The sequence below is a fragment of the Nocardia sp. SYP-A9097 genome (genome assembly GCF_009649815.1).
Lineage (GTDB): Bacteria > Actinomycetota > Actinomycetes > Mycobacteriales > Mycobacteriaceae > Nocardia.
The window spans coordinates 401,224-415,675 of sequence record NZ_WJIC01000001.1 but is presented as its reverse complement, the minus strand read 5'-3'; the positions used below and the strand labels follow the sequence as shown (position 1 = coordinate 415,675).

Genomic DNA, 14,452 nt, shown 5'->3' with positions numbered 1-14,452 from the left:
CCGCCCCCACCCAGGCATGCGTTGCCACCCCGTCATCCGGCATGCGGTGCCCTATCGTCATCCCGGCATGTTTTTGGCCGGGATCCACAACCTCAGATCCGGTGCAGCCCATGCTCGAAAGGGTTGGCGGCCAACGCCTGTACGGCCCGTGATAGCGATTCGACATCGTGCGCCGGGGTGGTGAACGGGAGGCGGATGTCGTGATCGGCCTCGGTGGCCTCGACGCGCAGCGTGACCCCGTACCGGTCGATGGCGAGCGGATGCACCAGCGCGCCACGCCGCAGGGCGGGCGGCAGATGCCGGGCGAGCCGGTCGATGACATCGGCGTGGTCGGCGTGCAGATGTTGCAGCCACGCGCCCTCCATGGCGCAGAACGGATCCGGCTGGGCCTGTCGAAGTTGTTCGCGCGAGACCGAATCCGCGCCGGAGGTATCGGCGACGACGGCGGAGTCCACGACGAGTCGCAGCAGGGTGGCGGTGTGGCAGACATCGAGCAGGGCCGGATTCGGGTGGTCCTCGGCGACGGCGACGGCGAGCGCGCGCTGGGTATTCCCGGGGACGGCGTGCACCCAGCCGCGCAGCCAGACCAGTGCGCGTACGGGTTCGCGCAGTGGCAGCGGGGCCTGGTCGGTGAGTTCGAGTACGGCGGGTGTTCCGGTGTTGCCGCAGCTCGTAACCAGTATGGCGGCAACCGAATTGGCGGGTACCGCGATGACGATGTCGCCGCACTGGCGCAGTAGATGTACCGAGGTGGGTACCGGGTCGAGGCCGGGCACGGCCAGCATCGCGCTCTCGGCGTTGGCGCAGGCGCTGTGCACGCGCTCGGCGGTGTGCGGCGCGACGACCGGGGCCGTGTGGGTCATTGCCTACCTCCAGGATTAATTAGGTAAACCTAAGCTAAATCAGAGGGTGATCTCGCGCAACCCATCGACTCGCTACGGTTGACCCGTGCCGCATGATTCCCACGCCCCCGAACCGGTCATCCTGCAACTGAGCGTCCCGAGCAAGCCGGGCGTGCAGGGCATTACCGACGGCCTGGTGCACCGCATCAGCGCCGATCCGGGCAAGGCCGAGGTGCTGGACCTGAGCCTCGACGACGAGGCCATCGCCGAATTCCTGGTGCGAATCGCGCACAGCGACACCGGTTTCCTGGCCCGCACCGACTCCGGCGAACGCGCGGTAGCCATTATCGCCGCCACCGTCGCCGCCCTCATGGGCGAGGACATCCCCACCGCGCTCGCCACCCCGGACCTGAATTTCCTCAGGGGCCTGAAACCACCCGCGGTGGAGGCCCTGCGAACCGTATTGCTCGCAATCGAGACCGATCAAGACGAGGTAGCCACCGCCCTCGAGGCCCTCGCGCCCTGACGGCCGGCCCCAATGGTTCGCGGCCCGTCCGGGTTCTGGACTGAGTGGAGCGGGGGAGCGAAGCGGAGGAGCGGAGGGAGGGAAGGTTCCGGACTCCCAGGGCCGCGAACCCGCCCGCAGCGAAGCGAAGGGCAAATTAAACACAGCACCCGCCCGTAGCGCAGCGGAGGGCAAATTGAACACCGTAGTGTCGTAGCCGTGCCGCGCATCGCCTATTTCGGGCCGTCGGGAACTTTCACCGAGATGGCCCTCGCAAAACTCGAGTCCTCCGGAGCCTTCGGCGGGCCGGTCGAGCGTGTCCCCGCCCCGAGTCAGGGCGCGACCATCGAACTGGTGCGAGCCGGGCAGGTCGAGGGCGCGGTGGTGCCGATCGAGAGTTCGGTGGACGGTTCGATCGCGCCGACCCTGGACGCTTTGGCGCTCGGTCCGCGGCTGCAGATCATCGCCGAGACCGAATTGAATGTGGCCTTCACGATCCTGGGCCGGCCGGGTATCGAACTGGCCGAGGTCCGGCAGATCGCGGCGTATCCGATCGCGGCGGCGCAGGTGCGGATCTGGCTGGCGCGCAATCTGCCCGAGGCGCAGCTGTACACCTCGGCCTCCAATGCCGCCGCGGCCGAGGATGTCGTGGCCGGGCATGCCGATGCGGCGGTTTCGACCATGCTCGCGGGTGAGCGACTCGGTTTGCCGGTGCTCGCCGCCGCTGTCGCCGATGTGGATGCGGCGGTCACCAGATTCGTATTGGTCGTGCCGCCGCAGCCCGCACCCCCGCGTACCGGCGCGGATCGCACCTCGATCGTGCTGGAGCTGGCCAACGAACCCGGTTCGCTCATGCGGGCTTTCGCCGAATTCGCCACCCGCGGTATCGATCTCACCCGGATCGAATCCCGTCCGACCCGCACCGGTATGGGCACCTACCGCTTCTACCTGGACTGTGTCGGGCATATCGACGACACCGCGGTGGCCGAGGCGCTGAAAGCGTTGCACCGCACCGCCGCCCGGATCCGCTTCCTCGGATCCTGGCCCGCGACCTCCGCGACCGGAACCCCGCCGCCCGCCGATGAACCCGCGTCGGCCTGGCTGGCCGATTTGAAGAAAGGGGTGGCGGACCTGTGACCGGCAAATTGATCCTGGTGCGGCATGGCGAGACCGAAGGTAATGTCGCCAAGCTCCTGGACACCCGGCTCCCCGGCCTGCCGCTCACCGAACGCGGTGTGGCACAGGCGATGACGTTCGGTGCGAAGCTGACCGAACCGCCGCGGCGGCTCTTCTCCTCGGAGGCCCTGCGCGCCCGGCAGACCGGCGGATATATCGCCGATGCCACCGGCGTGAAGCTGGAGGCCCTGGAGGGTTTGCAGGAAGTCCAGCTCGGCGACCTGGAAGGCTTGAACTCCCAAGAGGCGCACGAGGCATTCCAGGACGTCTACCACTCCTGGCATTTCGGTGATCTGAGCACCCGCGTACCCGGCGGCGAGACCGGCATGGAGGTGCTGGACCGCTACGTCCCGACACTGGACCGCCTGCGCCGCGAGTATCTGACCGATTCGGAATCCGGCGATGTGATCCTGGTCAGCCACGGCGCCGCCATGCGCCTGGTCTCCCGCGAATTGGCCGGTATCCCAAGACTTTTCGCCGCCAACAACCACCTCGACAATACCGAGACGATCGAACTGCAACCCGTGTCCGACGGCGGCTGGGAGTGCACCCGCTGGGGCCGCTACCTCCCACCCTTCGCCGAGGCCTCGTCACCGACAGGCGACGACCCGATGGGCTAGACCGGAAACTCTTGCCGCAGTGGGAGAGAGCCGATCAGCTCCTGTAGCGCGGTGCGCAGTCGCGCGGGGGTGCCGGTGGTGAGGGAGGTCCACTTGGTGCCGTCGTCGGCGGTGCCGGCGGTGGCCAGGAACCGGCCGTGCCGGGTGTTGAAGACCGCGATGTGATTGTCGGCGGTATCACGAGTCCCGTCGCCGTAGATCACGCCGACGATTTCGGCGTGTGAGTCGACCTGAACCAGTGCCGAGGCAAGGGTTTTCGCATCGCGCGGCGGTCTACCTACCTTGCTGAGGCGGTTCGCGGTGGTGGTCACATCGCCGGCGTCGTCGAAGATGGGCCCCAATTCCGCTGTGGGAGCGTTCATTCCGTCGAGTTCGAGGGGTTCGACCTGGCCGAGCGCGGCCAGCACCGTCCCGGCCAGGTCATGCCCGGCCTCGTCGATCACATAGGACTGCGGCCCGCGCAGCGCGACCACCTCGAAATCGTCGCCCTTGGCCAGGCAGAACCGGTTGACCTGCCCGTTCACATACCACCGCAGGGCGAGCACCCAGTGCGGTCGGTAGAGCACGCGCAGCCGTGCGGTCAGTTCCGGATGGACCTCGTCACCGTCGAGCAATTCACGTTCGGCGAGCGTGGCCGCCGCGACCGTCATGGCCGCGTCATGGCCGGCGGCATTGTCGTAGCGGCCCATGGCATTCAGCACCACGGGCAGTTCGTCGAACTCCAAAGTCTCTTGCAGATACTGCATTTCGTCGAGGGACAGCGTGACCGATCGCAGTAGCGACGGCCCGCGTCCCGCGCCGAGGACGGTCACCGATGCTCCGCCGGATCGCCGCCGATCACCGCGGGCGCGATGGCCCGGCCGTCGGCGAAATGCTCCACCGAGCGCGCGTAGTCGTGACCGCCGTGCGTCTCGTCCTCGTCGTTCCGACCCTGATTGCCCAGTAGCGGACTGGAATTCGCGGGCCGCACCGGCGCGGCGGCCTGCGTGGCGGGCGTGACGTTCACCGGTTCGGCGACCGCCGCGGCAGTCGGTGCACCACTGGGCATTCCGCTCCCGGCACCCCAGCCCTCGGGGAGTTTCAGTGTGCCGCTGCCGTTTCCGATGCTCACACCGGAGCCGCCGCCGAACGACACCGCACTGGTACTCAAAGCGGCTCCGCCCGTACCGGCGGCGGCAACGCCCGTTTCGCCGATACCCGGCATGACCGTGCCGGCCCCCGCAGGTGTCAGTGCGTTGGCCATGGCCGAGATCGCCGTGCTCGCGACATTGCCCGCGGTACTCGCGCCGGAGGTGACCACGGTCCCGGCCACCTGCGCGGCCTGGCTCATGGCGCTCAGCACCGCCGGATTATCGGCCAGTCCGGCCGCCGCGGCCAGCGCGGTCTGTACCGGATCGCCGGAGGAATCGCCGAAACTGCTTGCGCCATTGGCGGATCCGGCTCCCATGGCGATGGCGGGTGGCAGGAAGAATTCGCCGGGCGTGCTGACCAGCAGGGTGGTGGCGGCCTCGTAGGTCTCCATGACCAGCGCCGCGCGAATATCGAGGGCCAGTTTGGCGGCCTCGGCCGCCTCGGCGGTGCCGTTGAGCGCGCCGCCGGTGGAGTGCGCCGCGACGCGTGCGGCCTCGACCGCCGCGATCTCGGGCAGGCTCGGCATGACGATCGACGCGACCGTGTACGCGGTCACATTGGCGGCGGCCTTGGCGGCCATGGCGGCGGCCAGCACGCTCTGCTGTTCGGACCAGAGCGTGAATCCGGTGAGGCGGCCCAGCACATTCAGGCCGTTGATGCCCTGCAGCCCGACCCCGACCTCGGCCATGACCCGCGCGACCGTGGTGGTGGCATCCACCCAGGCGGCGGTGAGCCCGCCCCACGCGGTGCCGGCCGCGGCGATCGGAATGGCGTGCGCACCCGCGTTCAGGGTGACGGAATTGAGTTCGGCCATGCGGGGGAGCCAGAAGACTCCGGTGATGCCCAATGTCATTTCGAGTGTTCCCCTCTACACCTGGATGGCGGCGATACCGGCGGCGCGCACCGCGTCCTGCACCAGATACTGGGCGAGCTGACTGCGCAGGGTGGCGGCGGCGTGATGCAGTTCGAGCACGGCCTGAGCGGTTGCCCGATCGTGGCTGAAGGCCGCCTGATTGAAGTGTGCCGCGGCTAGGAAGGAGACTTCCTCGGTGCCGGAGGGAAGTACGTGGGTGGCGGGCGCGGTGAACGCGGAAGCCGCGGAGAGTCGTTCGGCGAGTAGGTCGAGCTCGAGAGCAGCGGTGAGAATGACCTCGGGCTGCACGGAGACGAGACCAACCATGAAGCGACTCCCTTCCGGGGTGTGGAACCGACAGCGGTACCGGCTATGAATCCTTGGACGCACCGGTTAGCTGAATGGTTCCCCGCAGCCCCGGTTCAGCCCCATCCCAGCTGATGGAGGCGGTCGTCGTCAATCCCGAAGTAGTGCGCGATCTCGTGAATCACTGTGATTGCTACCTCTTGCACCACCTCTTCTTCGCTGTGGCACATGCCCAGGATGGCCTCGCGATAGATGGTGATGGTGTCGGGTAACGCGCCCCCGTAGTGGCTGAAGTCCCGTTCGGTGAGCGCGATCCCGTGGTACAGCCCCAGCAGGTGCGGGTCCTCGTCGCTGCGGGGTTCGATGAGAACCACCACATTGTCGATGGCCTTTGCCAGTTCGCCCGGAATCAGATCCAGTGCGTCGCCGACCAACTCCTCGAAGCGGTCGTCGGACATGGAGACCGGCATCGTTAACGGATCTCCTCGAGGTGGGGGCTGATCACCGCGGCTGCGGGATGACCGGCGGGGCCGCGCCGGGTAGTGGCGGCGGGGTGTAGCGGCCGTTGTTCGGCGGCGGCACCGGGGCCTGACCGTCGATTTGCAGATCACCGCGTGCCGAACCGGTGATGGTGGCGAAGCCCTCCTGGTCCGCGCCCTTGCCGATCAGGCAGTTCAGGCTCTGACTACCGGCCAGCCAGCTGCGGGTGTCCAGGAAATCCCAGAACAGGGTGAGTGTCTTGTTGCGCAGTGCGTCCGGAGAGCCGAGGTAGTCGGTGGAGTCCTTGGCGCACTGGTCCTCCATGACCTTGTCCTGGTCCTCCTTGGTGGGCGGTCCACCCGGGAAGCGGGCGCCGAGGTCCACGGTGGAGACGATCTCGAAGGCGTGCGGCTGGGTGCATTCGACCGGATCGGTCGGCAGGTTCCGCGCGATGCCGACGCAGGTACCCACATCGAACACCTTGGACTGATTGGTGCTGCGCACACTGCCTGCGATGGGATGCGTTGCGGTGCCCGCGCTTCCGGTGACCTGCAGGCCGCAGCGCAGCGTGCGCTCACCCGCCTTCCAGCCCGCCTCACCCGGATTGATCAGGCCGACCACGAATTTGCCGCGCGGATCGAATTTGCCGCCGAGGTAGGTCTGGGCGGCGCTCACGCAGTGCTCGTCGCGCAGCTCGGAGAAGCGCAGCGAATCGGGAAAGCGTGAGCCGGGCCCGAATTCGCGGCCCGGGTATTTGCTCAGGTCGATATCGGCGGTGACCTCGAACAGGTGCTTGCTACCGCACTCGACCTTCACCAGATCGCTGGCATTGCCCTTGGACCAGCTCAGGCAATCGCCCTGCTTCGCGGTGCCGAAGGCCGCGCCCGCGACCGCTCCGGTGGGCTGTGCGCCGCCCGGGGTGTGTGCCTCGACCCGCCCGGAGTCGAAGCCGGAAAGCAGCACGGTGATGAGGGCGGCGACGACCGCGCCCACCGCGACGGCGAGCAGCCCCCAGCGCAGGGTCGGCGCGGAGAGCGGTGAGTCCGTATCCAGCTTCGAACGCACCGCGGACAGCGGACCCGACCGACCGGGCATCCGCCGGGAGCCCCCCTTGCGGGGACCGGCGGGTGGCCACGTGGGCTGTTCTGGCGGAGGGAACTGTTCGTCGGACATCGCGCTCCATCATGTCAGCGCGGCATCGCCCCCGCCATGTCCTACCGAACTTCGCACCCCCGGCCCGTGTCGCCCGTCTCGTCAACCCGAGAGCATCCCCTCGTCATCCCGGCCAAAAGCATGCCGGGATGACGAGAGGGTTCCGACGGGTGGCTTCCTACCCCGCGATGATGTCCGCGGCCTTCTCGCCGATGAGTACGGCGGGGGCGTGGGTGTGTCCGCGGGTGATGATCGGCATGACCGAGGTGTCGGCGATGCGCAGGCCCTCGACGCCGCGCACGCGCAGTTCCGGGTCGACGACGCCGGTGGAGTCCGAGCTCATCCGGCAGGTGCCGACGGGGTGGTAGAGGGTGTGCGAGTGGTCGTCGATGCAGCGTTTGAGTACCTCGTCCATGGGCGTGTCGGCGGGCATGGCGGGTTGCATGAGTTCGCCGATATGTTCCTTCAGCGCGGGCTGTGCGGCGATTTCGACGCAGGTGCGCAGTCCGGCCATGAGGGCGATGCGGTCGTTGATCTCGGCGACATAGTGCGGTTCGATGCGCGGTGCGGCGAACGGGTCGGCGGAGGTCAGGGTGATCCGGCCGATCGATTCGGGTTTGAGTAGCACGGCGGCGAAGGTGAGGGCGTGCCCGTCGGGTTCGGTGAGGCCCTCGCCGATGTAAGGCGCTGGGGCGAAGATCAATTCGAGGTCGGGGAGTTCCAGGTCCGGGCGGCTGCGCACGAAGCCGTATGCCTCACCGACATTGGAGGTGAGCTGCCCGCGCCTGCGCACCAGATAGTTGGCGAGTTCGAGCAGGTTCTTGTCCGCGCCGAAGAGGCTGCCCGCCTTGGTCCGGTAGACGATGGGCGCGGCGAGATGGTCGCGCAGATTGCGCCCGATCTCCGGATTGTGGTGTCGCACCGGGATTCCCAGTGCTTGCAGCTGGTCGACGGGCCCGATACCCGAGAGCATGAGCAGCTGAGGGGTATTGATCGCGCCGCCGGACAGGATGACCTCGCGTTTGGCGTGCAGCTGTTTGGTCTCGCCGCCGATCCGGTATTCGACTCCGACCGCGCGATTGCCCTCGAACAGCACCTGCGTGACATGCGCGTCGGTAATGATCGTGAGGTCGCGGTGCCGCTGCAACGCGGGCCGCAGGTACGCGTCGGCGGTGCTCCAGCGCGCGCCCCGCTTCTGGCTCACCATGGTCTGCGTGAACCCTTGCGGCACATCGTTATTCGCTGTTTCGAGGGTGAACCCGGCCTGGCTCGCGGCCTGTAGGTATTCGGCGGTGAGCGGTCGCGGACTACGTTGCGGCGCGATGTGCAGCGGCCCGGCACCGGTATTGCCCTCCGGTCCCTCGACCGTCTCCATGCGCTGGAAATAGGGCAGCACCTGCTCGAACGACCAGCCGGGTCCGGCGTGCTGCGCCCATTCGTCGTAGTCGGCGGCGAACCCGCGCACCCACATCATGGCGTTCATGGAGGAGGAGCCGCCGAGCATTTTGCCGCGCGGCCAGTACACCTGGCGGTCGTGCAGTTCGGTCTGTGGTTCGGTGCGATAGTTCCAGTCGTTCTCGCCCTGGAAGAGCTTGGGGAAGGCGGCCGGAGTGTGCACGAATTTGCCGCGGTCGGCGCTGCCCGCTTCTACGACGGCGACGCTGACGCCGGGCCGGTCGCTCAGCCGCGCGGCCACTGCCGCCCCGGCGGATCCGGCGCCGACGACGATGAAATCGACTGTGCTCGGCGTGTATTGGGGCATGGAGACTCCTCGGGAGGTCTGGCCAGGGGTAAGGACGCGGGCATAGCTGCGCTTCCGGCCGTACCCATGGCTCAACTCTGGTCGATTCGCCGAGCGGCGGCGACCCAAACGGGGGAATCCGGCGGAAACTGCGTGGTCGCGGCGAAAAGTGTGAGTGCGTGCCGACATTCGGCCGAGCCCGGACCTACGGGAAATTCACTGGCCCCCGCCCACTAGTCTGGAGGCCATGATCGACCTTCGATTCCTGCGGGAGAATCCGGACGTGGTACGCGCGTCGCAGCGCGCTCGCGGCGAGGATCCGGCCCTGGTGGATGCCCTGCTCGCGGCGGATACGGCCCGGCGGGCGGCGGTGGCCAATGCCGATGGACTGCGTGCCGAGCACAAGGCCCTCGGTAAGAAGGTCGGCAAGGCTTCTCCGGAGGAGCGTCCGGCGCTGCTCACGCGGGGGCAGGAGCTCTCGGCGCTGGTGAAGGCGGCCGAGGTGGCCGAGAACGCAGCCGACGCCGTCCTCGATGCCGCGCAGCGCGCGCTCTCGAATGTGGTGCAGGAGGGTGCGCCGGCGGGTGGCGAGGACGATTACATCGTGCTCGATCACATCGGCACGCCGCGCGAATTCGATTTCGAGCCCAAGGATCACCTGGAATTGGGTGAATCGCTGGGCATTATCGATATGGAACGTGGCGCGAAGGTTTCGGGTGCGCGCTTCTATTTCCTCACCGGTTACGGCGCGCTGCTGCAGTTGGGCCTGTTGCAGTTGGCCGCGCAGAAGGCCACCGCGAATGGTTTCACCATGATGATTCCGCCGGTGCTGGTGCGCCCGGAGATCATGGCGGGCACGGGTTTCCTGGGTCAGCACTCGGCGGAGGTCTATCACCTGGAGGAGGACGACCTGTACCTGGTCGGCACCTCGGAGGTCCCCCTCGCCGGTTATCACTCGGGCGAGATCCTGGATCTGAACGACGGCGCGAAGCGCTATGCGGGTTGGTCGTCGTGTTTCCGTCGTGAGGCGGGCAGCTACGGCAAGGACACGCGCGGCATTATTCGCGTGCATCAGTTCGACAAGGTGGAGATGTTCGTCTACACCCGCCCGGAGGAGGCCGATGCCGAGCATCGGCGGCTGCTGGCGTGGGAGCAGGAGATGCTGGCCGCTGTCGAGGTGCCGTATCGGGTGATCGATGTGGCCGCTGGTGATCTGGGTAGCTCGGCGGTGCGCAAATTCGACTGTGAGGCTTGGGTTCCGACGCAGCAGACCTACCGCGAGCTGACCTCGACCTCGAATTGCACGACGTTCCAGGCGCGTCGTCTGAATGTGCGCTACCGGGATGAGAACAACAAGCCGCAGACCGCCGCGACGCTGAACGGCACCCTGGCCACCACCCGCTGGATTGTCGCGATTCTGGAGAATCACCAGCAGGCGGATGGTTCGGTGCGGGTTCCGGCCGCGCTGGTGCCGTTCGTCGGAACCGAAGTCCTGAAGCCGATTCGCTGAAATTCACCGGCCCTCGAGGTTCGTGGCCCGTCTCGGTTCTGGACCGAGTGGAGCGGGGGAGCGAAGCGGAGGAGCGGAGGGAGGGAAGAACCGAGACTCCCAGGGCCGCGAACCAGCCGGAGCGAAGCGGAGGCAAAAATCAACAGAGCGTTTAGGCTAGGCGCTGTGCGAGGAATCGGGCATCGCGGCGATACCCGAACGCGGGTGCGTGCGGCATCGGCGCTGGCGACGGCAATGGTCATGGCTCGCACCACCGGGGCGTTCTACGTCATGGGTGGTGTGCTTGGTCTGGTGATCACGGCGGTCGCCCCGGGTGATGAGGGCAATAGGCCACTGGTGGGCATTGCGGCTTTTGTCGCGCTGTTGCTCGGTCTGAGCCTGCTCATCTGGGGTCCGCGGATGCCGCATTCGGTGCATCACGCGTATGTGGCGATGGCGACGGTACTGGTGACCGTTGCGGTGCACTGGTTTCCGAATACCGTCGGCGCCATCAGTCTGGCCGCGTTCTATGTGTTCGTCGCGTGTGATGCGGCGATTTTCTTCGCCTGGAAATGGCTGGGCGCGCATCTGGCGTTCGCGATCCTGTGCTGCCTGTGGGTGGTGCCCTCGCGTGGTCTGCCGTGGTGGTCGGGTCTGATTCCGGCGGGTATCACCTTCGGAATCGGCATTGTGGTCGGCATTCTCACGCGGATGGCGTCGGACGCGGATATCGATATGTTGACCGGTCTGTTGAATCGGCGTGGTTTCGATCGGGCGCTGGCGAATGCGATCGCGACCGCCACGCGCACCGGGCAGGCGCTGTCGCTGGTGCTGGTGGACCTGGACCGTTTCCAGAAGATAAATGACCATCTCGGGCATCGTGCGGGTGACGCGGTGCTGCAGCGGGTGGGTGATACCTGGTCGAAGTTGCTGACTCCGGAGCAGCGGCTGGCGCGTTACGGCGGTGACGCTTTCGCGCTGTTGCTGCCGAATTCGACGGAGCAGGCGGCGATTCTGCTGACCGAGCAATTGCGGGCCGCGGTGACCACGGGCTGTTCAGCCGGTGTCACCTCGTGGCAGCCGGGTGAGTCCGGTTCGCTGTTGGTGAGTCGCGCGGACGTGGGTCTGTATCGGGCCAAGCAGGCCGGTCGTAATCGTACGGTGCTGGAGTCGTCGCGGCAGTTGCCGCTGGCCGTGGAGCTGCGCGAGGCGATCGATCGCGGCACCCTGGATGTGCAGTATCAGCCGATTGTGAGCCTGTCCGACGGTGCGACGCGGGCGGTCGGGGTGGAGGCGCTGCTGCGCTGGTCCTCGAACGCGCAGCCGGATGTGACCACGGAGGGCTTGATCCGGGTCGCCGAGGAGTACGACCTCATCTCCGATCTGGACGAACTGGTTTTGCGTCGCGCCTGCGCGGACGCGACCCGCCTGCAGGAGACCTTCGCGCAGCTGGATCTGACGCTGAATGTGAATGTGAGCGGCCTGGAATTGGCCGAATCCGCCTATGCGGACCGGGTTTCCGGGATTCTCGCCGATACCGGCTGGCCCGCCGATCAGCTGGTGCTCGAGGTCACCGAGAGTGAGATCGCCGCCGAATCCGAGACCGCCATCGCGAACCTGCACAAACTCCGGGAGACCGGTGTGCGGATCGCCATCGACGATTTCGGTACCGGCTATTCGTCTTTGAGCCGCCTGGCCACGCTGCCCAGCGACATCTTGAAGGTGGATCAGTCGTTCGTGGCCGCCATCCGCTCGGATTCCCCGGCGCCGCCGCTGCTGGGAGTCATTGCGGCGCTGGGCAAGTCCCTCGATCTGCAGGTGATCGCGGAGGGTGTGGAGACCGAATATCAGGCGGCGGTCCTCACCGAGCTCGGTTTCGCGCTGGCGCAGGGCTACCACTACAGCGATTCACATCCGGTGTCCGAGCTGATCAATGATCTCAATGACCGGCACGGTCTGGTCGGCGCGGGGCTCAAGGAGCATGAGGTCAATACGGACGGCTGGATTCCGGTCGAGAATCCGTTTGACGGCGGGACGCCCGGCGCGCAGAGTTGATCGCATGCGCATGCTCGTCTACGCCTGTTGATCCCGGCTCGCATTCGTAGGTAACCGCCGCGCCGATCCGGTCCGCGGTCTCACGCTGCGCGCGGTGTTCTTCGCGTTCACCGCGGATCTGATTCCGTATTACGCCCTCTATGCCCTGCTCTTCGCGGACCACGGGTTGAGCACGGCGCAGATCTCGTCACTGCTGGTCATCTGGTCGGCGACCTCATTCCTGCTGGAGGTGCCCTCGGGTGCCTGGGCGGATACGGTTTCGCGTCGTGCTCTGCTGATCCTGTCCGGAGTCCTGCTGACGGCGGGTTTCCTGGTCTGGACGCTGCTGCCGTCCTATGCCGGTTTCGCGGCCGGATTCATCCTGTGGGGTACGGCCGGTGCGCTGCGCTCGGGCACCTTCGAGGCGCTGATCTACGACGATCTGGTCGCCCGGGCATCGACTTCCGCGTACCCGCGTCTGATGGGTTACACGCGTGCCGCGGCCGAATCAGCCGCTCTCATAGGCATTCTCGCGGCCGCGCCGCTGTACGCGTGGGGTGGTTTTGCCCTGGTGGGCTGGTCGAGTGTGGTGCTGGCGGGTGTACATGTGCTGTCGGCGACTGTCCTGCCCAGTGCGCCGAAGGTCGTATCTGCCTCGGACATAGAGGATCTGGAGGAGGAGCCGGGTTTCGAGCCGCCGCCGGTATCGGTGACCTCCGCACCGGCGGGTATGTCCCGCTATCTCCACATGCTCCGCTCCGGGCTACGAGAGTCATTGCAGGTTAGGGTGATTCGCCGAGGAGTGGTCCTGGTCGCGCTGCTGAACGGCATTACCGCGTTCGACGAGTATTTCGCCCTGCTCGCGGATCATGCCGGTGTCTCCCCGTCGATCTCGGCGGTATTGGTCGGGGTGACCGTGGCCGGTGCGCTGGCCGGTGCCACATTGGCCGGTCGGACCGAAAATGCCTCGGCCAGAGCATTTTCCATCGCACTGGGCATCGGCGGCGTGCTCTTCATCGGTGGTGCGCTGTTGTGCGGGACGGCCACCGCGCACCCCGGATTGATGTATCCCCTGACGGCAGTGGGTTTTACGGCCATCGCCATCGGTTACGGCATCGACTACAACGCGGATGTGCTCGCCTCGGCCCGCCTCCAGGACGTCATCGAGGGTCCGGCTCGTGCCACGGTCACCTCGGTGTCCGGCTTGGTCACCGAGGTGATCGCACTGATCGTCTTCGTCTTCGTAGGTGTGGCAGCCGGCCAGCTGCCCATTCCGGCGCTGGTGGCCGTGCTGGGCACCCCGCTGCTGTTGATCGCCGCGCTGGTGCCGACCTGGCTGCCGAGGGAGGTGGAGCGGTCCCCGCTCAGACCACCGACGGCCGACTGATACTGGACCGCAGCACCCCGCCCTGCTCCGCGAACCGCCGCGCGAGTTCATGCCGCGCGTCGGCGTCCCCCATCGAATTGTTCACGCAGAACCGCCCTTCCGGAACGGTCAGCAGCTTCACATTGACCAGCCGAATCGGTGACAGCGGCCCCGGCACGGTCTCGGGTAGCTCCGCGTCGACGAGCCCGAGCATGACCACCAGCGCGCCGTCCTCGTCGAGATACGTCCCGGCGGCCGCATCCGGCAACCGCGCATCATCGAGTTGAATGGTGATGACCCCGTACAGTTCCAACATCTCCGAGACCCGGAACCCGTACTGCGCCACCAGATTCGACACCGTCATGACGGTCTGCCCGAGCCAGGAGGTGGCCACCGAAATGGTGTCACTCCCGGCATCGATATCCGGCGATATCCCGAACACCTCCAACTCGTATCCGTTCGTGGGTTCGTTGTCATCCCACTCGGTCGGATCGGCCAGCCCGCTACTGGCCACCAGCAGCGCGTCATCGCGCCGCACAATGGCGTGCGCCTGCCGTAAAGCCGGCCACTGCGGCCCACCCATGAACGCCGGATTGATCAGGTGCGCAATAACATCGGTATCCAACCGCCCCCAAGAATTCCAAGCATCATCCAGTACCCGATAGGTTTCGGCGTCATACGTATCGCCGATGGTCGATTCGGTCACGCCCCGACCGTAACCGACCGCCGCCGCCCCGACCATTCCCAGGTTCTGTTC

14 protein-coding genes are annotated in these 14,452 nt (G+C 66.8%); 6 read left to right on the top strand and 8 right to left on the bottom strand.

The features are described 5' to 3' along the window. Window positions 1-92: 92 nt before the first annotated feature. Entirely contained in the window at window positions 93-863 is a 771-nt protein-coding gene (locus GFY24_RS01885) for a DUF2470 domain-containing protein (protein WP_153803177.1), read from the bottom strand. An 85-nt stretch (window positions 864-948) separates the two neighbouring features. On the opposite strand from GFY24_RS01885, the gene GFY24_RS01880 reads away from it, so the two are divergent. The 3 genes from GFY24_RS01880 to GFY24_RS01870 all read left to right on the top strand — a co-directional run bounded on the left by GFY24_RS01880 (window position 949) and on the right by GFY24_RS01870 (window position 3,143). Then, complete coding sequence (locus tag GFY24_RS01880) at window positions 949-1,368, top strand: hypothetical protein (RefSeq protein ID WP_309230316.1); 420 nt, start codon at window positions 949-951, stop codon at window positions 1,366-1,368. Window positions 1,369-1,566: 198 nt separating this feature from the next. Then, entirely contained in the window at window positions 1,567-2,484 is a 918-nt protein-coding gene (gene pheA, locus GFY24_RS01875) for a prephenate dehydratase (RefSeq protein WP_309230315.1), read from the top strand. Next, the gene (locus GFY24_RS01870) at window positions 2,481-3,143 is read left to right on the top strand and encodes a histidine phosphatase family protein (protein ID WP_309230314.1); all 663 of its coding nucleotides are present in this window, start codon (window positions 2,481-2,483) and stop codon (window positions 3,141-3,143) included. The genes pheA and GFY24_RS01870 overlap by 4 nt, the downstream gene beginning before the upstream one ends. Here GFY24_RS01870 and GFY24_RS01865 read toward each other — a convergent pair. The 6 genes from GFY24_RS01865 to GFY24_RS01840 all read right to left on the bottom strand — a co-directional run bounded on the left by GFY24_RS01865 (window position 3,140) and on the right by GFY24_RS01840 (window position 8,827). Beyond that, a complete protein-coding gene (locus tag GFY24_RS01865; RefSeq protein WP_309230313.1) occupies window positions 3,140-3,955 on the bottom strand; it encodes an ESX secretion-associated protein EspG in 816 nt (271 codons plus the stop codon). The two genes, GFY24_RS01870 and GFY24_RS01865, sit on opposite strands and share 4 nt — an antisense overlap. After that, complete coding sequence (locus tag GFY24_RS01860; RefSeq protein WP_153803175.1) at window positions 3,952-5,127, bottom strand: PPE domain-containing protein; 1,176 nt, start codon at window positions 5,125-5,127, stop codon at window positions 3,952-3,954. The genes GFY24_RS01865 and GFY24_RS01860 overlap by 4 nt, the downstream gene beginning before the upstream one ends. A 15-nt stretch (window positions 5,128-5,142) precedes the next feature. Then, window positions 5,143-5,454 carry a PE family protein gene (locus GFY24_RS01855; RefSeq protein ID WP_153803174.1) on the bottom strand — a complete coding sequence of 104 codons (312 nt, stop codon included), beginning with the start codon at window positions 5,452-5,454 and terminating at the stop codon, window positions 5,143-5,145. A 95-nt stretch (window positions 5,455-5,549) separates the two neighbouring features. Continuing rightward, window positions 5,550-5,903: a metallopeptidase family protein gene (locus tag GFY24_RS01850; protein WP_153803173.1), complete on the bottom strand. Its 354-nt coding sequence runs from the start codon at window positions 5,901-5,903 to the stop codon at window positions 5,550-5,552. Window positions 5,904-5,934: 31 nt separating this feature from the next. Further along, the gene (locus GFY24_RS01845; RefSeq protein ID WP_153803172.1) at window positions 5,935-7,008 is read right to left on the bottom strand and encodes a septum formation family protein; all 1,074 of its coding nucleotides are present in this window, start codon (window positions 7,006-7,008) and stop codon (window positions 5,935-5,937) included. Window positions 7,009-7,243: 235 nt separating this feature from the next. After that, window positions 7,244-8,827, bottom strand: a complete 1,584-nt coding sequence (locus tag GFY24_RS01840) for a GMC family oxidoreductase (RefSeq protein WP_153803171.1) — start codon at window positions 8,825-8,827, stop codon at window positions 7,244-7,246. A gap of 226 nt (window positions 8,828-9,053) precedes the next feature. Here GFY24_RS01840 and serS point away from each other — a divergent pair, with 226 nt between their 5' ends. From serS to GFY24_RS01825, 3 genes are all read left to right on the top strand, one after another. Further along, on the top strand, window positions 9,054-10,316 hold the full coding sequence (serS, locus tag GFY24_RS01835; protein ID WP_153803170.1) for a serine--tRNA ligase: 1,263 nt from the start codon (window positions 9,054-9,056) through the stop codon (window positions 10,314-10,316). Window positions 10,317-10,481: 165 nt separating this feature from the next. Beyond that, window positions 10,482-12,350, top strand: coding sequence for an EAL domain-containing protein (locus GFY24_RS01830; protein ID WP_309230310.1), 1,869 nt, complete (start codon window positions 10,482-10,484; stop codon window positions 12,348-12,350). 94 nt (window positions 12,351-12,444) lie between these two features. Then, window positions 12,445-13,716, top strand: a complete 1,272-nt coding sequence (locus GFY24_RS01825; protein ID WP_309230309.1) for an MFS transporter — start codon at window positions 12,445-12,447, stop codon at window positions 13,714-13,716. Here GFY24_RS01825 and GFY24_RS01820 read toward each other — a convergent pair. Further along, on the bottom strand, window positions 13,694-14,401 hold the full coding sequence (locus tag GFY24_RS01820; protein WP_153803168.1) for a hypothetical protein: 708 nt from the start codon (window positions 14,399-14,401) through the stop codon (window positions 13,694-13,696). The genes GFY24_RS01825 and GFY24_RS01820 overlap by 23 nt on opposite strands. Window positions 14,402-14,452: the final 51 nt, after the last annotated feature.